Consider the following 23,793-nt stretch of genomic DNA (forward strand, 5'->3'; position numbering starts at 1 on the left):
GAGTATTATTGTTTCAAGTCCGCCAAAAACATTTTATTCGGGTGAAGAACATAGTTATCAGTACTGATAATGTTGTCAATACCACTCCTCGTAAAAATCCCATCCATGCGTTTTCGTTGAAATATACAAGCAATGATGCAATTCCTAATAAATTGACCAAAGGCATAATCAACAGATCTCCTACTACATAAGCCATCATAGGATTTTGTCCGGGCATTACGAGAAAACGCGTACTCTTCACACAACGAAAATAGTCACATATTACATTAAAAAGCAACAAAGCCATAAATGCCAGGCCTGAAGTGAGGAATAAATAACCAAAAGTGGCGGGGTCTTTTTTTATACCTCCTTGAAAAGGTTCAAAACATAATCCCAGGATAACTAGAAAAGCTCCGGCTGTAAAAAGTTCTCTCCAAAGCTTTATAAATCCTGTGCCTTTTCTCAATAAAAAGACTCCACTTATCAATAACGGAATATTTATTATCAGATTCAAGACTGTACAATGTGTATAAAGTCCTGCCAAATTTACAATAATTATAGCTAATGTCAAAAGAATCATTACGATAGCTTTCCATTTATTGGTAGATTCAACAAACGAATCATTGTGTTGCTTCAGCCAGTCCATCAAATATTCTCCCGCAATGCTTCCCGGAATCACGATAAAGAGATATTGTAAATACTCAAAATGAAAAGCCCATGGTAGAGGTGTGTAGTTGTATATAGCTTGTGCCCAGGAATTCTCGACCTGTCCGCTCAACAACAAAGCCATCAATATCAGTAATACACCTACTCGCGCCCGGAGGCTTTGCATTGTGAAAATATATATGACTGAACCAAAAACAGCCATATTTGCCAATAATAATATGATAATATTGCTGAATGATACATCAAAAACTCTTCCATTTGCATATTGAGTTGTCTGTAACAGAACAATAGCTATCCCATATGCTACCACCTTAATAGCTATACGCATCCAATCCGGTATTTTCAGTGGAATACGAATGAACATGGGGAATAATATCACAAAACAAAGGATGGCCAATAACCAGCCACGCATGTCTTGTGGATTACTCAATACATGCGGATAAAAATGCTGGATGAAAATAGCAAAAAAAGTCAATTGTGCACCTCGTTTGATAGCTTCATACACCAATCTCAACTTAGTGTCCCCTTTCTCAAATCTTTTTTTGATTGAGAAAGGGAAAGCTGCTCCCATTGCAAACAAGAAGAATGGAAAAACCAGATCCACCCAGGTGATTCCTGATAAACTGGCGTCGAAAGCTCTGTCCGGCGGAGGAGTTTGCGCATGATACATCCATCCGGGTAAAGAATTCCACGCAACCGTTGCCGAAAGCACCATTGTGATTATAGCGTATCCTCGTAGGGCATCTAAAGCATAAGCACGTTTAGTCATAATATCTATGGATTGATTGTTTGAATATATTCTTTGCCAAAACGGTCGGTAACTTTAACCGCTATACGAGCATCTTTATTTTTAGGAGTTGCCCGGAACATATGCTGGGTAGGTCTTGGAGTAATCCATGTATAGACCATCTTTTCCCGGTCCGAACATACCACTGATGCGTATGGGTCTAAACCTGTATATTGTGTCATGCTTCCCATCAATTGACCGTCTTCCAACCATTCCACTTTCCACAGTTTATCCCAGTTCCAGACATTAGCAATAATATCCGACGGATGCTCTTTAGAGGCCCCTGCCGGATATGAGCGAAACTGATGTTCTTTAGGATATCCGGAACTTTTATAATACCATTTCACATCGTTACCATTCACTTCGTATACACCATAACCACGCGGAGTTCCATCCAGACAAACATCCGCTTTCCACCACGTACCACAAACCGCAGCTGTATTATGTTCCATCAGATTCTCATTAAATACTACATTGAGATTGTAGTGAGTGTGTCCTGTGATAAGATGTGCCTTATAGGGTTTCAAGATCTGATGCAGTGCACCGGCATTAACCATCTGATTGCCAATCATATCATAGTTATACAAAAAAGCTTCTTGCTTTTCCGTTTGACGGGAAGGGATATGCATAATAAAGAATACGAGTGACCCTTTCGGTACGTATGATAAATCCTGGTCAAGCCATGCAAATGTCTTTTCGTCCAGATAACCCATATAAAAATAATCACGTCCGATGAAGAAGTTGTTGTCTACTACAATGTAATGGGCATTCCCTTTATTAAAAGAATAGTAGGAAGGACCAAAAGTATCTTCAAAAGTCTTGTAGGAAGTTTCATGAGTACGACCGTCATAATTCATATCATGATTGCCAACTACACGATAAATGGGTATATCCAGTTGATCGGCTCTTTTCAGGTAATCGGGATATAATTCTTGATGGTCGCCTACAATGTCTCCGCAATCGATACCAAAAACATCAGTTGTTGCATAAGAAGAGAGAAGTTGTTTGCAATCATCCACTACATACTGATAAATAGCCAGTTCATCTCTGGAAGTAACCTGTATGTCAGATTGAGTAACAAAGACATGAGAGGCATCATCTTTCGGATTCTTCTTTAAATTAAAATTATAGTTTTGCTTTTTAGAATGATCGATTGGTAAATAAAAAGAAGGAATAGTCCCTTTCCGGTCTGTCAGATAACCTGAAGGAGTACAAATATACACAAAACGGCTGTCTCCCAAAGTTGGTATATTATACTTTCCAGAAGCATCAGTTTGCACACATATACGGCCATCGGTAACCATTATCCCCTGTATCCCCTTACCTTCGCAGGTTACTTTACCTTTGATGATATGAATCGAGGCTTCTGCCTGAACTGAAAAGTTCAAGCAGAAGCACATTAAAAGCAATAAAAAAAAGTGTAGTTTATTTGTTCTCATATTGAGGTGTACTTTGTAAATTTATCGAATGATTTCTTTTGCGTATTTCTTATAGATTTGCCGGGCTAGTTTTATTCCGTCACCACCTTCGTTATAGTTGATTCTGTTACTCGGATTTACCCATTCGTTTTCATACATCCGTGATTCATTAAAGAAGACTTCCTCATCAAAAGCCTTCTTCTTTTCGACAGCTTTAATCACTTCATTTATAAAACGATCCCACCGGACAGAATAATACTGATTGGTTAGTCCTGCCCATGACCGATTGGCGTAGTCGGTCAGGTGATAGCTATCTCCCCAAATGGTAATCAGAGAACGGGCATTCATCTCATAATAGTTTTTAGAAGCGGCATCGTGTCCCATATCGCGGGCGTCAGTGATCCATTTATTCAGAGAAAAGGTAGGATGACAGCTAACGAGCTTATCAAGATCAGCAAGAATTTCTCTCATTTTATCCCCTCGGTTTTTCATCATCATTATATCTCCGGCTTCATATGCAAGAGTAAACTCATCACGGACTACATTAAAATAATTTCCTAAAACTTGTCGTCCAATATTAACCAAATCAAACTCATAGCTATCCCGTTGACAGTCTTTTACTAACAATAGTAATCTCCACGCTTCAACTAAATCTTTGGGTTGATATTCTATTGTCGGCTTGGTAGTCCAATGTCCATTTCCCTTTAAACAAGGACGTGCATTGGTAAGTGTGCCTTGCCCTACTTGTGCCGGCTGGATATACACTTTTTCTGCCAGTATTTCCCATGCTTTTCTTGCTTCGGGAGACACCTTGCCAGTCCGTCTATCTGCCAGTTTTAAGAACCATTCTTTGTCTGTCTGACCGCTATTCCATGCTTTATCAAGAACAAATTCATACATAAACTGATTCAGGTCTATGCCTTCAAGAGTGGAACCAACTCCTTTAAGATTGCTGCCACCATTTTTTAAAGCATCTGCCAACCGTTCACTTACCAATTTAACTGGCCCTGACAAGAAAGAATTTCCTCCGAAATTGCCTAAATAACACCAAAGATAGGGTTGCCCGAAATAACTATCAGTCTGTTTCCATATTTCTGTATATTCGCAGAAGTAGTCTAATAGAATCAATTTGTCTTGAGGTACAGAACGAAGATAGGATTTTATACGTGGAGTAGTCCAATGCTTGATGTCAGCATAAAACAACCATGTCATTTGTAGCCATATTGCTTTCGGATCTACAGCAGCCACAGACTCGTAGATATGTTTAGCCATCATTCCTAAAGAATCGGCATCCCATGAAGGAGGATCTATCTCGTTAAACGGATCTATACCATAAATATGATTTGTGCCATACAAACGAGTTTGTTCGGTAAGATATTCTTTTTGTATGATCGCATACAAAGAATCCATAGGGTTAAGGAAAGTGCAACGATATTGATCGGCGAATCCTCCCCATTCGCTTACTCTGGATGTTTTTATATTGGGATAGACCCGTTTCAACGCTGCCGGTACATGTCCGGCAAAAGCCGGTAATACAGGTTGCATATTAAACTCACGTTCACGGGCAACGATCTGTTCCTGTAGCTCTGCCTGACTTGACAGCCACTCTTTGGGTAAGGGGCTTTGCCAGCCGTCCAAATTACACATTCGATGCCACGGAAGATGTGCAGGTCCTGTAAAATAGCCACGTATTTCTTCATCTGTCAATCCTAATTTACTCCAGACCTTATACCAGATGGCTTCCTGACCAGTAATAGCAAGAGGCATATTAATTCCGTTTAGAGCCATCCAATCGATGAAATGTTCCCAATCACTCCATTTCCACCAAGTCATTGAGTATCCGAACGTACAATAGTTCAGAAAGAAACGCGTTGGGACATTTGCCTTAATAGTGACTTCCGCCGGTATATTAGGAAGAGTCTTTGGCAATTCTATCGGATCATCCTTATACCATGAGATAGTAGTCAGGCAGTAGTTTTTCAAATAATGATTCAAACCTACAGCCATAGAGTTAGCATTATTTCCGGAAATAATAATTTTATTCCCTTCACTTTTGATGGTAAAAGTATCTGTAGAAGTATCATTCAACAGACGAAAATCAAAAAATGAAGCCTGTTGAGGAAACAACCGTTGTGTCATTTTACGCATGGTAGTGATATTTGTATCTTCCGCGCGAATTTGGCAGATGACAACAAGAAAAAGGAGCACACTAAATATTTTCTTCATAATCATATTATTGTTTGATAAAACGAATAGCACATCCACCGCTTGTTGCCAGTTTGACATGAAGCGTATCAGAAGCCGTTACTGTTTTTTCTTCATATTTAAAAGAAGTCGGATTTGTTTTCCATTCTGCATCATCACTGTCAGCATATATTTGAGCAATATACTTTACCTCCGTCTCTAAAAAACTTAAAGGAATGTCCAACTCTCTTGCATTTTCGTCAGTGATGCAACCCACATACCAATCGCTAGAGTTGCGATCTTTTCGTGCAAATACGGAATAATCACCAATTTTCGCATCTACGACATAAGTTTTATCCCAATCGGTAGGTACATCCTTAATAAAATCAAACGCTTTTATCCCTTTATAATTTTCTGGTAAATCCGAAGCCATCTGTAAAGGGCTGTAGATAACAACAAAGAGTGCTAATTGCTTGCAAAGCGTAGTATTGACACGTGTTCCCGGATATGCCTCGTTAGCAAAATTGAAAGTTCCGAATGTAAAATCCATAGGACCGGCTAATCCTCTGGTAAAAGGAATAACAGTTGTATGTTCCGGAGGATTTCCTCCATCGGGAGACCACGCATTGTGTTCCTGTCCGCGTACACCTTCTTGGGTCATAAGGTTGGGCCAGGTACGTTCAATACCGGTAGGCATAACAGGCTCGTGGTTGTCAATTGCTATTTGATATTTGGCAGCTGTTTCTATTACTTTCCGGTAGTGACGTACGCCATACTGACCGTCATGAGCTTCTTTAAAATCCATTAGGCGATTTACATATCCTGTTTTTACAACATGTACTCCATATTGTTGATAGAAAGCAAAAGCTTTGTCCAGTTGGTTCTCATAGTTGCGTGTAGCAGCTGCCGTTTCATGATGTCCGATCAGTTCCACACCTTTTTCACGGGCATAATCTGTAATTGCTTTAATATCGAAGTCCGGATAAGGTTTGGTAAAGTCTAAAGAATCACCATGCTTCATCCAGTTTCCTTCCCAGCCGACATTCCATCCTTCAACTAAAACACCGGAGATACCATTCTCTGATGCAAAATCTATATATTTCTTTGTATTGGCAGTAGTTGCGCTATGTTTAGGACCATAATACCATGTTCCTTTGCCCAAATGCATTTCCCACCATATACCCATGTATTTTCCTGGCTTTATCCAGGAAGTATCTTTAATTTTGGAGGGTTCGTTGAGATTCAACATTAAATAGGAGGTAACTAGATCGCCCGGTTTATCACCAATCACGATCGTTCTCCAAGGGGTAACAAATGGAGCTTTGATATATGCTGCTACTCCATTAGACCAAGGTACTAACGAAGCACAGAGGGTGGCAGAATCCTTGACTGTCAGATTCATTTTAGGATAATCTGTCAGATTGGCTTCGTGAATGGTAAGATACTTTCCTTCCGCTGTTTCCATTGTAAGAGGAGTACGTACGGTGTCTAGTTCGTTAATGGGAGAGAAGGTTGCTATACACTCATAATACGGATCGGATGCAGGAATCCACCAGGCTTTGTGTGTACCTGACATTCTAAATTCTGTTTCTTCACTCATAATCACTAATGAATCCATGGATTCCTGTTGCGGGAATTCATAACGATACCCAATACCATCATTAAACAGACGGAATATTACATTAAGTTTGCGCTTTCCGTCTGTTTCTTGGAGTAGTACCTTCAATTCATTATAGTGATTGCGTACATACCGGCTCTCTCCCCAAGGTTGTTCCCAAGTCTCGTCTAAAGAGGAACGTTCGGTACCTTTAATCACAAAGTGGTTTAAACTATCCTCATGTTCCAGAATAAATCCCAGTTTAGAAGGGAGTATCATAGCGGCGTTTTCTTTGTTTACTGCGTATGATATTGTATTATCATTTTCTGTGACTGTTAGTTGTATTTTACCATCCGGAGATTTTAGTACCAGATTATCAGTCTCGTTACAAGCTGAAAGGAGGCTGGTGATTCCCAGAATATAAAATACTCTCCTTAATACAGTTAATCGATTCATCTTCTTTCCTTTTTTATGTTTTTGCTTATTTAGATTGCTGCATTTTGCGGGTATATACATTACCACAATGATCTGTAACTTCTACTCTTATTTCGGAATCCTTCGTTTCAGGAACCGCATAAAACAAGTGTTCGGTAATGTCCGCTCCCAAATACTTGTGTTTGAATGTAGAACTGTTTTTCTCGCAGTATTCATAAATAGCAGGATCGTATCCGGAAAAACGGGGCATTTCCCCCTTGTCAATACCATTTTCATACCATTTCACTTTCCAGGTTGAATCGTAATTCCAAACATTTGCTACAACTGCCTCCTTTTTATTACGACTGGCACCTACCGGATAAAGCTCGAATTGATAATCTTTGTCTTTTCCTACACATTTGTAATACCAATTGACTTTACCTCCGTCAAACTCGTAAACGGCATATCCGCCTGGAGTTCCGTCACAAGCCCAGGGAGCTTGCCAAAACAGTGTTGACAAGGGAGCATGTACATGTTCGTAAAGATTGTCTGCCAAAACATAATTTTCATTATAGTGCTCATGCCCCGACATGATATGGGTATTGTAAGGTTTTAGCAGCTCATACAAATGAGAACGGTTGTTCATGACTTTCATAGTAGACTCTTTTCCCCATTCTTTCCGACGTGCTTCTCTTGAATATGTAGGAATATGCATGGCAACTACTACTGTAGATCCTGGAGTGACTTGTTTCAAATCCTGTTCCAGCCACTGAAGCTGCTGCTCGGTGAGATAACCAACATATAAATAGCTTTTTGCAATAAAGAAAATATCATCAAGAACAACATAATGTATATCTCCTCTATTAAATGAATAATAAGTGGGACCATAATAAGATTTGTAAGTAATACGGGCATGTTCATTAGAACGTACGTTTAAATCTAAATCATGATTTCCAATTACATAGAAAAAGGGAATTTCCGTTTCAGCTATTGCATCTATCATCGGTGTAAAGTAACTGGGCTTTTTATTGATGTCACCGATAATGTCTCCACAGACTATTCCATAGGCAGGAATCCCCTGATAATTAGTTGCCAACAGTTCTTTTACATCTTTTGAAGCCTGCTGTACTTGTGGCATTTCTTCATCGAAATAAACTTGTGGGTCAGCCCATACCACCAAAACGTGCTTTTTGTTGTCAGTAGATGATGGTGTCAGTTCAAAATCAATATGCACTTTTTTTGAAGGTTGAGCAGGTACTTTTTGAAAGAACGCAGGAACTTTACCTTTCATCGGAATATTATAGCCATCAGGAAGGGTGATGTAAATGTATTCTGCATTAGAGGTACTTGATATGGAATATTGTCCCTTGTCATCCGTAAGGACAATTTGTGTACCATCTGTAACAGGTACATTAGCAATTCCCTTACCTCCGGACAGTACTTTCCCATAATAGACCACGGGAGTAGTGATTGCCTGCACACTGAAACAGGAAAAACTCCATTGGAACAAGCTTAAAAGCAATAATAGTCTTAATTTCATTCTTTAATCCTTTCTATTTTAATCAAACGTGTGAGAGGCTTGTTTATTTTATATATTTGAGTTATCAACTGGTCTATTTCAGCTTGCCAGGCTTCACGTATCTGTGGAAACATGGCTTGGGTATAATTGGTATATAAATACTTCACTAAATAGTGACTTTCTCGCTCCGCTTTGGCAGCATCAAGAGCAGCTTTATTATCTGCGAAAAGTAATCCTCTATGCTTAAAAAAGACATACTGCATAGCCATATACTGTCGTAAACGTTTTTCTATAGCACATCTTTCCTCATTCAGATACATGATAGACAGGCTCTGTTGGTATTGGGGCGTGCATGTTATTTCAGCCAGATTAATTCCTTTACTCAATTCATTGCCGTCCCAGCGTCCTATTTCTGTTCCATCAATAGTCACTCGGAAATTGCCATGCAAATCGGTCACTTTCATTATTTCCTGATTCATTTCCTGCATAAAGGGAACTTGTCTGACAGCATCCCGGGCTGTACCTTTTGTTCCCCAACGAGGAATAGTGTCGACAGGAAAGGGCAAAGAACGGGATAAATAGCTGAAAGATATTGTGTCATTTTCGTTCTTTATATGAGTTATTCGACAATTTCTCTCTTCCATTGCTTTCCTGTTAGTTGCATTGATATGAAAATAAGCGACTTCTTTCCCTGCAAGTCCCTGTGCTTTTAAGAACAAATATGCCATTACCATGTGACCGTCTTTATCCGGATGAATTCTGTCACCTCCACAGAAAGTAGCTGTAGAATCAGACTGCTGAATCTCCTTATTCAGCTCACACATCACTGTATTGAAATTGACAAATCCCCATCCTCGCTTTTGGGCAACTTCTGCTTGCATTTCAATAATTCTTTTGATCGTCTCATTCTTTCCATGTAAAGTTTCCACTCCTTCCAATTTCACATTCTCATCATAAGGAGAAGAACCCAAAAGTACTACGTTTTTTATTTTCTTGTCTGCAAGAATCTGCTGTTGTAGTTTTCCAAACTCTGTGTTAGCGTATTCTACCTGTTTATTCGCGTACTTATCATATCCGGGCTTATTATATCCGTCATATCCGGAATCATTCATTCCGAAGGAACAAACCAGATAAGTTGGCTTTTTAATTTTAATATCTGAATCGAAACGAAAAACCATGTGGCTTGCACAATCGCCACCAATTCCTCCATTATAAATACGAAGAGGCAATTCGGGGAAATGCGTCATATAATACAGCCATATATAAGAATGATAATGGCCTCCTTCCGTTATACTATTTCCAAGAAAGACAATTCTGTCATTGGCTTTAAATGATGGAATTTGCTGTGCACTTACGGGAAACAATAAAATGCAACAGGTATATAATATGAATAGTATTTTTTTCATTGCTCAATCTTTTTATTCAATAGGAGTCAGAATTGCTGCCCAACCACCGCCTTTGGCCATTGTGACATTGATCGAATCACCTTTTGAAACTATTACCTCTTCTGTTTTAAAATCCGATGCATAAACATCTGCATTCACACCATCTTTGAAAACTTCCATTTTATATTTGTCTGCCTCAAGAAAGTTCAGTTTTACTTCAATGCTGCGGGCATTCCAGTCTGTCAGGCCTGCCAAATACCAATTCTTCCCATTTTTACGAGCAATCACCAATTGTTCTCCGATTTTGGCTGTTATCGCTTTGGTATCGTCCCAAGTGGTAGGTATACGGGAGATAAAGGAAGCAAATTCAGGAGCTTTATAATAGTTTGAAGGAGAATCTGCTAACATTTGTAACGAGCTTTCATACACTACATATAAGGCTGCTTGATGGGCACGCGTACCTAAACTGATCGGATGCACGAAATTGATGTAAAAATCTTCTGCTGTCGCATTGTTTACTGCACCAGGCGTATAATCCATCGGACCGGCTACCATTCTAGTGAATGGAAGTATCAGGTCATGTACCGGATTAATATCTCTTGAATCTTTATCGTGCTCTAATCCCAGTACACCTTCAAAAGTCATCACATTGGGGTATCTCTTTTGTAAGCCGGAAGGTTTGAAAGAACCATGAAAATCAACGAGTAATTTACGGTCCATAGCCGCTTTTCCTACACGCTCGTAGAAATTAACTATATATTGATCCGAACGTTGCATAAAATCGACTTTTATACCTTTGATTCCCCATTTTTCATAAATATCCAGAATTCCTTCCAAATCTTTATCCAGCGGGTTCCACAAAGTCCATAATACAAGGCCAACGTTTCTTTCCTTTCCATATCGTACAAGTTCCGGGATATTAAGTTCGGGGATTGCCTCTTTAATATTCCAAGTCCCGGCTGACCATCCTTCATCTAATAAAATATATTCAATTCCGTATTTTGAAGCGAAATCAATGAAATATTTATAAGTATCAGTATTCACACCTGCCTTAAAATCTACTCCATATACATTGAGTGTACTCCACCAATCCCAAGAGATCTTTCCGGGTTTAATCCATTCTGTATCTTGAGTGACAGATGGAGAGGCTAATTGATATACTAAGTTGTTTTCAATCACTGCTTTGTCATCCTCGTTAATCATTAACACACGCCAAGGGAAGGTTCTTGTTCCTTCAGTTTCGGCAATGTAAGAAGCTTTCTCTAATAATACTTCATCACGGTCGGCATCTTCCTTTAATGCACTTTTTAAAACTACAGGAGGAAACTCGCCAGAGAGTGTGTTATTGCGATCACCAGTCAGGAATAGATTAGGATAATCGAGAAGATCGGATTCCATGATGACAACTTTTGTTCCTTTAGGAGTAGAAAGATAAATGGGTAGATAACCTTTCATTTCTTTAGTCAGAGAGGCAATGTTTAATTCATCAAAAATGGCTTCACAATGTGTAATGTATTCCTGATTCTTTTCTCTAGGCCAATATACTTTGCAACCATCTGTCCAGTTTTGCTCAACAGTTTCATTATTAATGATAACTTTTGGTTGTTGTAGCGAAGTCTCAAAACGATAGGCAGCTCCATTGTTGTATACCCTGAAGACTATTGCGTAATTGCCCTTGCAAGTCAGGGTTAACTGATTATATTGGTCTCTGATGATTTTTTGTTTAAGTGGAACAACAGCGGTTTGCTCCGAATTTACTTTGACTGTTTTAGCCTTTATTACTTTCGGATTCACTCCTGGTTGTTCAATCTGTCCTGCGATATTCATCTGCATCAGACTGGGATTTAGTATACGCTCCCCGTTGTAATCAATGCTCCAGCTCAATTGTTTACCGGCTGTAACAGTCACTTTGATTTTTCCATCCGGTGAATTTACTGTGTAGTTTTTGGCTTGAGTCATTATGCATGTGCATAAAATAATGTGTAATAGTATAAGTACTCGTTTCATTTTATATATTATATTTTATTGAATGTTCTCTATTTAAAGACTCTCTGCTCGTTGAATTCCTTCTTTAATAGCTGCCCATTGATTGAATTCTATTACTTGTACAATGTCAAACACCATTAATCCTTCGGATTGGGAAAGACAGACATAAACAGCATCTGCTATATTGTCCTTGTGATTTAAAGCATACAAAGTTCCATAGACTTTACATGCACCATGAATAATGCGTTGTGCACGCGCTATACCATATTCTATTGATTCGGGATCATTTAATCCAAATATTTTGGTTAAATAAGTTCCACATAGAAAAGTATCCAATAATCCGGCAAAACCTGCATTTTTATATTCAGATGAAGCCCAACTGTATTCTTTTGAGAAATCATATTCGGTGGATGCCCAATTTTGTCCTTGCCCATAAATGGCATGAATCCATGAGGCGGCCCAATATTCTAATTGAATATCCGGTTTAATATTTTTAATTTCTGTACGTACCCGTTCTACAAAATTACGTACAACCATAGAACGGAATTCCCACCATTTTTTATAATAAGCCCCTGTACGCTTAGTCCCATCCGTATTCCAAGTGAAAATATCATCCGGGAATCGATCCAGTTGTTTTCCAATGTATTGTTCAAAAGTTACTTTTGTAATCTCCGAAAAGTCACTTTCATCTCCCGGATAACGACAATAGTCTAAAGCAAAGCCATCAAAATCGTAATTTGTAACTAATTCTTTTATGAAATTCAAACAAAAGTCTTGTACTTCCGGTAAAACAGGATTCAAAAAGGCGGAAACTTTCGTTTTATCGTTCTTTATATCTATCAACCCTTGATCTTTGGTGTATTCCAGACAAGTTTTTCCATTCCATGTATCATCACGATATGCCATCCCATTTTTAGAAGAAGGCAGGCCTGCTGTAAATATGGTGGTGGATACTGTAACTTTAAGTTCACGTTTATGGGCCTCATCAATAAAAAATTGAAGATAATCCCAATCTCTTTCAATATGTATACCGGCAAGATCAGTCAATGGGGTTAAATAAGAACTTTTAAACAGGGCATCCCCTTGTACAGGACGGACATCAACTACAATTTTATTAAAACCTGTTGATTTGGCAAGATCAAGATAATAGGTGATGTTCTCTTTCTTTGAGAAACGTTCAAAATTAGCTTCTGCATCAAACCAAAGCATTTTTTCTTTTTCAGGAATCGGTTCTTCCGGAATAACAGGAGCGGGAGGATTTGCATCAGGAAGTTCTGGTTCTACAGTCTTTGTGGAACAACTACTAAATGATAGAAGAAAAAAGAATAATAAAATGCTTGGAATGAATTTCATACTTTATTGTTTTTATTTCCCGATTTCAGGCTGACATTAAAAAAATACAGCCTGAAACCGAGAATAATAAGAAAGCTAAATAAAATAAATTTGTTATCCTAAAGATCTTTCGACCGTTATTTTAAAGCTACTGCCGTAGTTATAGCACGTTGGGCACCTGCACTTGGTTTTATCACCGGTTGTCCGTTGACCAACATACAAGTTGAACCACCACCATCAAGATTCATCGCATCTACACAACCCAAGCTTTTCAAAACATTAGCTATCATAGCCATATTCATACCCTTTACACCCTCCGTCACACTACGACCTTCGCAAACGAAAAATACCACCTTATTATTGGCTGTTACTCCAATAGCTGTTCTTGGATGATAATTTTCAGGAGCAACTCCACTTTCTTCATCAAAAAGCTCTTCAGTAAAAGTATTTCTCACATTTCCGTCTTTCAACAAGATCGGACCTCCTCCAATAGCTGTTTCCGCATTTAGTTTTACGCCTCTAGCCGGAAAATAAGCTGAAGGTATAGGTTGAGGTTCATAACCGGATTTATTAGGAGAAGGTTCTTCATAGGTATATGTCACGCCATCAGCTGTTGTATAAGCCCAATCTGTGGAGAAACTACCATTTTTTGACAACTGAAAGATACCTCGTGTCGGGTAATAACTTTTTTGAGAGCGTATCTCTTCCTGTGAATTTACTGCTAATACCTCTCCTTCACGACATAGCAGACTAACAGACTTTCCAGCTCCCATAACAAAATATCCGCCATTCATAATTATCGGATATTTTTGTTGTTCTGCTTGCCAAATTTGATTGGGAGTCTTAGAATATATCTGATCTCCTATAGTTGCAAAATTAGCTTTTGACATATCTGCAACAGCAATAAAAGCAATAGCTTTCATACCTTCCAATTCTGTTGGAGATTTATATACACTTATGTACTCAGGTAACGTGCCAAACTCTGTTGCCTGTTTAACCCAACCTAATGTTGTCGGATCAGGATCCGGCATTACTACCTTTTCATTATCATCATCTGAACAACTTGTCGCTGACATAGCGGCAATCATGAAAAGAAGCCAATATTTTGATATATTTTTCATTATCATATTGATTTAATCGTAAATGTTTATTTTTTATTTTTGTGCTTCCGCACGTTCTATGCCTTTTCGGATACCATCCCATAGATTCATCTCAATAACCTGTACTATGTCGAACACCATCAAACCTTCCGATTTTTCAAGACAAAGACTAACAGCATCCGCTATATTGGCTTTATGATTTAAAGCGTATATCGTCCCAAATACTTTGCAATCATTACCAACCAACCTCTGTGCACGGTCAATGCCATACTCTATAGATTCCGGATCATTCATTCCGTAAATACGCTCCAAGTACGTTCCACATAAGAAAGTATCCAGATAAGGTGCAAATCCTGATTCATTATAAGCTTCCGATCCCCATGGATAATTTAATGAGAAATCAGATTTTGGACTAGCCCAATTTTGTCCTTGTCCATAAATACCATGAATCCAGGAAGCAGCCCAATACTCTAGTTCTACTTTCTTATTAATGGAATGAATTTCTTTACGTACTTCTTTCACAAAGCTTGTAATAACATTAGCCCGAAATGCCCACCATTCTTTATAATAGATGCCTGGTTTTTTCGTTCCATCTGTATTCCATGTGAAAATATCATCTGGAAAGTTCTGAATTTTCTTGCCCAGGTAGCGTTCAAAAGCTTTCTGACTATCAATAGAGAAGTCGCTGCCATCTCCGGGATATCGGCAATAATCTAATGCATAAGCATCCACATCATAGTTTTTCACTATTTCACGAACAATACTCAAAGCAAATTTGCGAACATCCTTACGAACCGGATTCAAGAAAGCTCCTACCTTTTTCTTATCCTCCCTGATGTCAAGCATCTTTCCGCCGGGTGTGTACTCCAAGCATGTTTTTCCATCCCAACGTGGCTCATCATAGACTAAGCCTTCACGAGTAGCAGGATGTCCGGAGGGAAACATTGCAGTAGAAACTGTAACCTTTAATCCTAACCGACGAGCTTCACTGATAAAATACTGCAGGTAATCCCAATCTCGATGAATCACCTTGCCATTTACTGTTGTAAGCGGAGGGAGAATTTTACTTTTATATAGTACTTCCCCATATATAGGTTTGACGTCTACTACTACTTGATTGAAGCCTACAGATTTAGCTTTTTCCAGATAGTAAGAAATAGAATCTTTAGAAGCAAAACGCTCAAAATTGGCTTCTGCATCAAACCAAAGGTATTTAGGTTGTTCTTTGCCCCTGTTCCCGGCAAAGGAACAGGTAGCAAATAACAATAGAAAAAACGATATAATGCTTTTATTCAACATATTTCAATTCTATATAATTAGGAGTATTATGTCTATTTTTCGTATTTGGTAAGTTCATAACAACGAATACCTACACCATAACCGTAATAGAGGTATAATGATTCCCCATCATCACTTGGTGAACAAGTAGTCCAGATACAGGAGTTGGTAGTCCAAGGCTCGATTGTTTCAGTGATGGGTAATGAGTTATTATTGGATGGATCTAACAAGTGTAGTCCAACCCAGCCCCAACCACAAGTAATAGTTGAACCATACCATCTGCCATTGAATGGAATTCCTCTACCGGAAATAAGCACATGATTACCCCAGCCAGCATATCCTTTCTTATTCCACATATCAATATATGGACCTGTGATGTTGTTAAATGCCCCTGCCGTATTTGCTTTGTAACCGATTTCCGGTCCCATTACACCTCCGGCATTCACTGCGTCTATAACATAAAATGGTGGGTTATCTGACACTCCGAGTACAGCTACAATCTGTCGCCAGTTACTATCATTGCTTGGACGGCCGGTAACTAAGGATAAAGTGCTTGTATATGAACCGTTTTCAAATTTGTAAACAGCATGTGTACCTACACCATCTGGTTTAGAATCATAGACATATCCCACTTTATCAATATCACCGGTTGCAGAAACTTTATTTGCTCCGGGAGTTACATTAGCAACTTTTTGAGGAGCTCCTTCAACAGTAGTCCATCTGTATAATCCTACATTCTTTACTACACCTATCAGATTACCGGCATCATCATTTACTAACTGGCATAAAGAAGCGTCTATTCCTGTCACGTTTAACGTTTTATCAACTTTCTGCCCTGTATATTTATCATAGAAGTTAAACTGGGTATCTATTATATAATTACCAAACACTGCACCAAAACCATCTTTGTCTTTGTTAGATGGGGTAGGTACACTAATTTCCCATTTCTTGAAGAAATATTCAAAACCTTCTCCATCGTTTAATTTTCCGCCATAAGTCCATTTCACGGTCCAGTCAGTGGTTGTGCCATCTTGCGCCTTCACTGTATAATGTACATCTTTTGAAAAATCTTGAGGTACATCAGGGGTAGGAGTAACTGTTGCATATGGAGAAATAAAGAACGAACAAGTAATTCCATTTAGTTTGCTTAAATCTAAGTCTGGAGTAATCTTGAATTCAATTATATTACCATCCTTAATGGTACCTTGTTTATAATTTCCCTCCCCCAATCTTACTTTGAATCCGGTTATATCAGTATCAGAGTATAATGTAGGATCGTCCGAGCATGCGGAAAATGCAACCATTGTTGCCATTATAGCAACTTGAAGCCAATTATGATATTTTATTTTCATGACATCTACTTTTTTAGTTATTCGGGTGTTTGGCAACCAGAGTATATTCTTTTTGCGTTCCATCACCTGCTACAATAGTTAGTTTAAATGGAGTAGATAAATCTTTAGCACCCGTCAATGAAGGATAAGCAAACGCTGCTACAGGCAAATTTGCCGTTACATACAATTCACTCAATTTTACTTTTGCCGGGAGTTCGAAAGTTATATTTCCATTCTCTGATATGACTCCATCGTAAGTAGTACCATCTTCCGGAGAATTAGCACGAACCATAATAGATACAATATTACAATCAGAGTGATAATGGATATCATCATGCTTTTCACAAGAAGAAAAGGAAAAGCTAAATGTTATCATTAATATGATGTATGTAATTACTTTGAAATTTTTCATAACTATAATAATCTTTTAATATTACCAAGGAGCATTATTCTCACATAACGGATTATTCTGTAATTCATCTACAGGAATAGGCAGTAAGTAATAGCGTTCTGGGAAGAAGCGGTTTATATTGTCATCACATGACACTTGTTCATAGGTATAAGTATTGTCGTCTTTTTTGGTGATTTTTGTCCCATGTGCCTGCTTACCATCAATGACTTCTCCTGCCAAACGCCATCTGCGTAAATCCCAATAACGGAATCCTTCAAACGCTAATTCACAGATACGCTCTTTACGTAATAGTTTCATAAATGAATCTTTATCCGGAGCTTCCTCTGTAGTGCGTTTGGGTAAATTAACACGTTCTCTGACTTCGTTGAGAGCTTCTAAAGCATCATCCTGATTTTTGCTATAATCCTGTTCTGCCAAGGCTTCGGCCAGATTTAACAAAACCTCCGCATAGCGCATTTCAATCCAAAATTGATCGCTTCCTTTGTCATCAAAATCAGCATTGTTTTCTTGTAGATATTTTCTGATAAAGTATCCGGTAACTGTTTGTTTTTCTCCCGGATTCATGTTATCTCTATAAGCAGCGAAACCATTTTCAGCATCCACATAAGTATAGATTTTCTTTTCTTTCCAGGTAGCTCCATTGTATATAATAGATGCATAGAAACGAGGTTCGCGACCTACATAAGGATCATTAGCCATAGAGCCACTCCATGAGAAAGGAGTTCCGTCGGCCATATCATAAGAATCGACTAATTCACTCGTCGGGACAGCTCTTCTTATTCCCTGTTTACCGTCAGGAGCAAAGTAACGATCAAAATAATGAGGCATATCTGGTATCTTATATGCTATAGAGAAAATAATTTCTTTATTGCCTGCCACTTTGAATACATCTTCATAATTGTCCATTAAGTCATACTTATTGAGCTTTTTAATCTCATCAGCTGCGGTAATAGCAACATCCCAACGTTTTGCGAAAAGTGCTGTACGACACATATAAGCATATGCAGCTCCTTTAGTTAGACGTCCATCCCATTTACTATCCCATTCTTTCGGAAGATGTCTTGCCGCAAATTCTAAATCTTTCAGAACAAAATCCCACGATTCAGCTTCAGTTGCTCTCGCTTTATCTTTTTGCCCTTCTGAATCGACTCCATTGGTTTCATCACGAAGTATAACACCTCCGAAAATTCTAATCATACGTGCATAATTCACAGCCCGGATAAAACGAATTTCGGCAATACGAATATTGAGAAAATCTTCACTAAATTTATTTCCATAAATACCAGCATCACGTAGAAATACATTTTCTCTAAATATATCAGTATAAAGTCCCCATGATGACATCGGGTTGTTATCTGATGTTATTGTATTTTGCTGTAACAGAATCTTATTATGAGCACTCCATGTCTGTGGAACTCCATTCCCATACTTTACTAAATCTGTATATCCATCAGTTAAGGATAAAGAAGAAAAGTTGGATAAGCCATTAAGAGGCTTATATAAGTAAGTCACATACATATCTAAAGAAGATTCCGAACTCCAGGCTACTGTTTCTGAATATGAGTCTGTGGGATCTTTCTCCAACAAATCATGGCATGAGGTTAGAAACTGTGACGTAAACATCAGTCCTATCCCTAATAGATATAATCTTTTTATTTTCATAATTATTGATTTAATTAGAATGTGATATTTAGTCCAACACTATAATTCTTTTGTTGGGGGTAATAACCATTATTTATAATAGCCATTTCAGGATCGCAATATTTGAACTCCGTAAAAGTAAACAGATTAGTACCTGCTACGTATACACGAACGTTGGATAATCCGATATTGGCTTTAGCAAGTATTTTTTTAGGAATGGTGTAACCAAACTGCAAGTTCTTCAAACGTAGGAAATTACCATTTACCAACCACCAGGAAGAGGTATATGCATTGTTTCCATTATGAATGGCACTTAATCTGGGATAACGGGCATTAACATTCTCCGGTGTCCATGAATCTTCTACCAGATAATAAGGAGCATTACCTCCAGAGTAGAATGGTCGTGTATAAACTGTATTATCCATTGAACCATGGCTATAAGTACCATTCAGTGTATAACTTACAATAGCGGCTCCTTGCCATAACGCACTCAAGTTAAAGCCTTTCCAATTGAAATCCATAGACAGAGAGTAGTTTAGCTCTGGTAAAGTACTGTGACCTATTTTAACTCTGTCTCCATCCTGTGTAATTTTACCATCTCCATTAATATCTTCATACATGATATCACCAAAACGTTGAACTCCATTGCCAACGAAAGGACGGTTATCCAATTGCTCTTGTGTTTGATATAATCCTATAGCTTTATAGCCATAAATTTGTCCTAAAGGTTCACCTATGTTAGTCCGGTACCAAGGAGTACTTTCACTCTCTATTCGCGATAAAACTTTATTTCTAGCCCATGCCACACTACCGGTTATGTTATAATAGAAGTCATTAATATGGTTCTGATGCTTCAACACCAACTCAAAACCGCGATTATCGATCTTGCCAGTATTTCCTTTTTGAGCATAATTTCCACCTAGTGAAGGAGGGAAACCACCGCTCCGGCTTTCTTGTATGTCTTTTGTTAACTTATAAAATAAATCGAATTCTACTCCTAGTAATCCATTCCACATTGTCAGGTCAGCACCAATATTGTAACTGCGGGTGGTAGACCAGGTTAAGCTGGAAGTAATAGAGTTGGATGCACCTAATCCCGCATAAGGAACTCCTCCGAATATATACGCATTCTTCTCTACCTTAAAAATACTTCTATGCAAAAAAGCATCTGTATTATCACTACCTAATTCACCAACAGAAACGCGAAGCTTTAGTAAGTTGATAGAAGAGATGTTATTTTTTATAAAGTTTTCTTCAGAGATTACCCATCCAAGAGATACAGAAGGGAAGAAGCCCCATCTTTTATCTTTAGCGAATTTATAGGATCCATCTACACGGAAAGCAAATTCTGCAAGGTATCTTTTATCAAAAATATAATTGAAACGTCCTACATAACCAATGGTAGCTTTATCGCTGTGGCTACCTGTAGGATTGGATATAAATTCAGTACCTAATGAAAGGTCAACCGGATCATTGAAGTTATAACCGCCCATCTTTCCTGTCATTGTAGAACCTTTCAGTTGTGTCTGTTCATATAAGAATAAAGCAGAAACTGCATGCTTGCCAAAAGTATTTGCATATTCAACAGTTGGGCGGACCATAAATCTTCTGAAAGAAGAGGCCGATTTTGTATAATTACCTTTCTCACTTGTAGAAGATGCACGCATTAAATTATATGATTTTGAATCTGCACTGTATGCATTGACGTTATATCCTACTAAAAAACCATTATCTTCTGTATAGCTAGTATCGTAAACTAAGCCCAAAGAAGCTTTCAGCCCTTTCACCCATGGGAAAGCATAACTAACTTTCATTGTACCATCAAACTCATGTCTTTGATTTTTCTGGAATCCACTATTTCTCAATGTAGCAAGGGGACTTTGTGTGGTGGAACTACCAGGACCAATCCAAGCAGTGTATTCTCCTTGATAATAAATAGGGATAATAGGAGCTGCATAAACAGCCTGCTGGATTGGATTTTGTTCAGCTTGTGCACTTGTACTAATTCCAGGCCAATTCTTTTCTTCATAGAAGCCGGAGATATTAAGTTCGAACGTTAAATCCTTGGTGATATTACCTTCTACATTAGAACGAACATTGTAACGATCATAATTCACATTTTCGATGATACCAGATTGATCCAACATACCTATACTAGTAAAGAAGCGGATGTTTTTGTTACCACCAGAAGCCGAAATATTATGTTGATGTGTGAAGCCATAATTCTTAAAAACTTCTTTCGTCCATTTTGTACTTCCATATTTACCTTCCGGATCATAGTTATTAGCTACTTTCGTCTGAATATCAGCTCCGTAATACGGACCATTACCATCAAGTTCACTAGCTTTATTATACCAATAGATATAGTCAGGACCATTTAACATTTCAGGCATAGCTGTGTTTTTTTGGAAAGTTACAGAACCGTCATATGAAAGCGTAACTTTACCTTCAGTACCTTTCTTGGTTGTTACCAAGATTACTCCATTTGCCGCTGCCAAACCATAAACAGATGCTGTGGCGGCATCTTTTAGAATAGATATGTTTTCTACATCATTCGGATTTACTGTATTCAACATACGTTCAACACCATCCACTAATATGAGGGGACTTGAATCTAAAAAAGTACCTAAACCGCGAATGTTGATAGATGTTTGATCGTTTCCGGGAAGACCGGAACGTTGAACACTTGTTACTCCCGGTAATTTACCTGTCATCATATTGGATAGGTTGGCTTGAGGAGCCATCATCAACTCTTTAGAGCCTACTTGAGAAACAGAACCTATTAAGAACTTCTTTTTTTGAGTTCCATACCCAACTACCACAACTTCATCCAATGCTTTTGCATCTTCTTGTAATCTGATAGTAATTTCTGAACGACCCTGTAAAGCAACTTCTTGAGTCTGATATCCAACAAATGAAACGACTAAAGTTGATTTTAAGTCTTGTACATTTAAGTTAAACTGCCCGTCAATATTGGTAATAGTACCATTGGACAAATTCCCTTTTACACTAACAGTAGCACCGACAAGCGGTTCATTGTTTGAGTCATACACTGTCCCTTTCACGTTCGTGTTTTTTTGAGCATGAGCGTTTAAAAAAGAAAGCGAACAGATGAATAAGGCTATAAACCTTATACTCCATGTGATTTGTTTCTCCATATTAAATATTAATGTTAATAAAACAAGATAGTTATTTATAATTCATCAAGTCTTCTAATGTTTTCCAGCACTGAAACAGCCCTCTTGGCACATGGAAACATCCTTTCCATTTTCCTCCTTTGAGTGGGAGCAATACTTCTCCTCTTCGGTTCAGGTATCCATACCATTCGGGATATTCTTTATCTTTGAAATGCTCCCAAGTGTAGTCATGTACTTTTTCAAACCATTCCAGACACCGTTTGTCTCCCGTTAACTGATAACCTTTCAGCAGGGAAATAAGCGTTTCGATATGCACCCACCAAAGTTTCTGATCCCATTCCAATTGTTGAGGTGGACAACCGTTACGGTCCATGAAATAATAGACACCTCCGTATTTCTTGTCCCAGCCATAATTAAGTATTGTAAGGGTGGTCTCTTTGGCTTTCTCTATCAATTCCGGACGGTTCAGACGTTTGCCCAGATCCATGATAAACCACATCGCTTCAATGGCATGGCCCGGAGTTACCTGACGACCTTCAAAGCAGTCAACCAGACTACCGTCTATATCTACATTTTCAACAATGATACCTCCGAGTTCAGGACGGTAAAAAACTTCCATTACTTCGTGGATGCAAGTTTCCATTGTTTCCCGCAGATAGTTCTCATCCAATAAATGCTCTATCTCCAAAGCCAGGTTGCAGAGGATCATTGGCAGGGCAAAGTTCTTCAGATTACGAGTTCCCGGATGAAGTTTGTTCCATTTGCCTTTCGGATTATTCACTTTAGACAGGATGATATCGAAGGTTTTTCTGGCGATGTCTGCATATTCCTGATTACCAGTGGCCAGGCTTAACTGACCGAAAGCCATGGTGGCAAATGTATATGAAAAGATATTGTACGGTTCTACCAATGGTCTACCCGAACGGTCAAGGGAAAAATACCAGTTATAATCGCCGTCATGTCCATATTTTTTTAGGAATTCGCCACCCTGAATGGCGCAGTCCAACCATTCTTGGCGATTTTCCACTTTATTGTAAAGCATGGAGAACATCCATACCTCACGACTTTGCAGCCAAATAAACTTATCCGTATCGAATACTTTTCCTTCACGGTCCAGACAGGTGAAGTAACCACCATACTCATGGTCTTGTGAATGTTCAAGCCAGAAAGGAAGGACGTTGTCCAGAAGCTCATCTTTGTACAGACTTGCCAGTTTCTTGAAATCCATAATCGTATTTCCATTATAGATTGTTATAGGTAATTCAGCGGTTAAAGAGATGTCTGCTGAATGACCAATGTTATTCTTACTATCCATATTTATAAAATGTTAGTTTATTGTTATTAAGGTCTGTTTTATATTTATTCCGAACGGGTCCAGTATCTTTCAATCTCCTCCAGCGACTTCCCGGTGGTCTCCGGCACGAGTTTCCAGACAATTAGCATATACGGTACGCACATAACGGCAAACAGGAAGAATGTTCCGGCGGGGGTAAGGTTCTGGAGCATCCAGGGGGTTAACTGTCCGATCAGGTACGTTCCGATCCACAGAGCGAATCCTGCTATCGACATGGCCAGTCCGCGAACCTTGGTGGGATACATCTCCGAGAGAAGTACGAACACCACGGCG

General features: G+C 38.6%; 16 protein-coding genes. All 16 read right to left on the reverse strand.

The window, feature by feature from the left end:
• Positions 1–13 precede the first annotated feature (13 nt).
• Positions 14–1,414, reverse strand: coding sequence for a DUF5009 domain-containing protein (locus KFO40_RS19915; RefSeq protein WP_211146728.1), 1,401 nt, complete (start codon positions 1,412–1,414; stop codon positions 14–16).
• A gap of 5 nt (positions 1,415–1,419) precedes the next feature.
• Positions 1,420–2,871, reverse strand: coding sequence for a calcineurin-like phosphoesterase C-terminal domain-containing protein (locus KFO40_RS19920; protein WP_128858658.1), 1,452 nt, complete (start codon positions 2,869–2,871; stop codon positions 1,420–1,422).
• A gap of 21 nt (positions 2,872–2,892) precedes the next feature.
• Positions 2,893–5,076, reverse strand: coding sequence for an alpha-N-acetylglucosaminidase (locus KFO40_RS19925; protein WP_141409158.1), 2,184 nt, complete (start codon positions 5,074–5,076; stop codon positions 2,893–2,895).
• 7 nt (positions 5,077–5,083) lie between these two features.
• Positions 5,084–7,087, reverse strand: a complete 2,004-nt coding sequence (locus tag KFO40_RS19930) for a glycoside hydrolase family 97 protein (RefSeq protein ID WP_128858659.1) — start codon at positions 7,085–7,087, stop codon at positions 5,084–5,086.
• Positions 7,088–7,112: 25 nt separating this feature from the next.
• On the reverse strand, positions 7,113–8,585 hold the full coding sequence (locus KFO40_RS19935) for a calcineurin-like phosphoesterase C-terminal domain-containing protein (RefSeq protein ID WP_141409159.1): 1,473 nt from the start codon (positions 8,583–8,585) through the stop codon (positions 7,113–7,115).
• Entirely contained in the window at positions 8,582–9,970 is a 1,389-nt protein-coding gene (locus KFO40_RS19940) for an SGNH/GDSL hydrolase family protein (protein WP_004307213.1), read from the reverse strand. The genes KFO40_RS19935 and KFO40_RS19940 overlap by 4 nt, the downstream gene beginning before the upstream one ends.
• 12 nt (positions 9,971–9,982) lie before the next feature.
• On the reverse strand, positions 9,983–11,956 hold the full coding sequence (locus KFO40_RS19945; protein ID WP_128858661.1) for a glycoside hydrolase family 97 protein: 1,974 nt from the start codon (positions 11,954–11,956) through the stop codon (positions 9,983–9,985).
• 33 nt (positions 11,957–11,989) lie between these two features.
• On the reverse strand, positions 11,990–13,288 hold the full coding sequence (locus KFO40_RS19950; RefSeq protein WP_128858662.1) for a family 10 glycosylhydrolase: 1,299 nt from the start codon (positions 13,286–13,288) through the stop codon (positions 11,990–11,992).
• 116 nt (positions 13,289–13,404) lie between these two features.
• Positions 13,405–14,388 (reverse strand): phosphodiester glycosidase family protein, encoded by a 984-nt coding sequence (locus KFO40_RS19955; RefSeq protein ID WP_192498821.1) that lies wholly within the window; start codon positions 14,386–14,388, stop codon positions 13,405–13,407.
• A 33-nt stretch (positions 14,389–14,421) separates the two neighbouring features.
• The gene (locus KFO40_RS19960; RefSeq protein WP_141409161.1) at positions 14,422–15,666 is read right to left on the reverse strand and encodes an alpha amylase family protein; all 1,245 of its coding nucleotides are present in this window, start codon (positions 15,664–15,666) and stop codon (positions 14,422–14,424) included.
• A 32-nt stretch (positions 15,667–15,698) separates the two neighbouring features.
• The gene (locus KFO40_RS19965) at positions 15,699–16,997 is read right to left on the reverse strand and encodes a DUF5018 domain-containing protein (RefSeq protein WP_128858664.1); all 1,299 of its coding nucleotides are present in this window, start codon (positions 16,995–16,997) and stop codon (positions 15,699–15,701) included.
• A 13-nt stretch (positions 16,998–17,010) separates the two neighbouring features.
• The gene (locus KFO40_RS19970) at positions 17,011–17,388 is read right to left on the reverse strand and encodes a hypothetical protein (RefSeq protein ID WP_128858665.1); all 378 of its coding nucleotides are present in this window, start codon (positions 17,386–17,388) and stop codon (positions 17,011–17,013) included.
• Between the two features lie 21 nt (positions 17,389–17,409).
• Positions 17,410–19,050: a RagB/SusD family nutrient uptake outer membrane protein gene (locus KFO40_RS19975; protein WP_141409162.1), complete on the reverse strand. Its 1,641-nt coding sequence runs from the start codon at positions 19,048–19,050 to the stop codon at positions 17,410–17,412.
• A 14-nt stretch (positions 19,051–19,064) separates the two neighbouring features.
• Positions 19,065–22,187, reverse strand: coding sequence for a SusC/RagA family TonB-linked outer membrane protein (locus KFO40_RS19980; protein ID WP_151935922.1), 3,123 nt, complete (start codon positions 22,185–22,187; stop codon positions 19,065–19,067).
• 31 nt (positions 22,188–22,218) lie between these two features.
• Complete coding sequence (locus tag KFO40_RS19985) at positions 22,219–23,394, reverse strand: AGE family epimerase/isomerase (protein ID WP_128858708.1); 1,176 nt, start codon at positions 23,392–23,394, stop codon at positions 22,219–22,221.
• 131 nt (positions 23,395–23,525) lie between these two features.
• The coding region (locus KFO40_RS19990; RefSeq protein WP_211146729.1) for an MFS transporter at positions 23,526–23,793 on the reverse strand (268 nt) is incomplete at its 5' end.

Source organism: Bacteroides sp. 1001302B_160321_D4 (assembly GCF_015667765.1).
GTDB lineage: Bacteria > Bacteroidota > Bacteroidia > Bacteroidales > Bacteroidaceae > Bacteroides > Bacteroides xylanisolvens.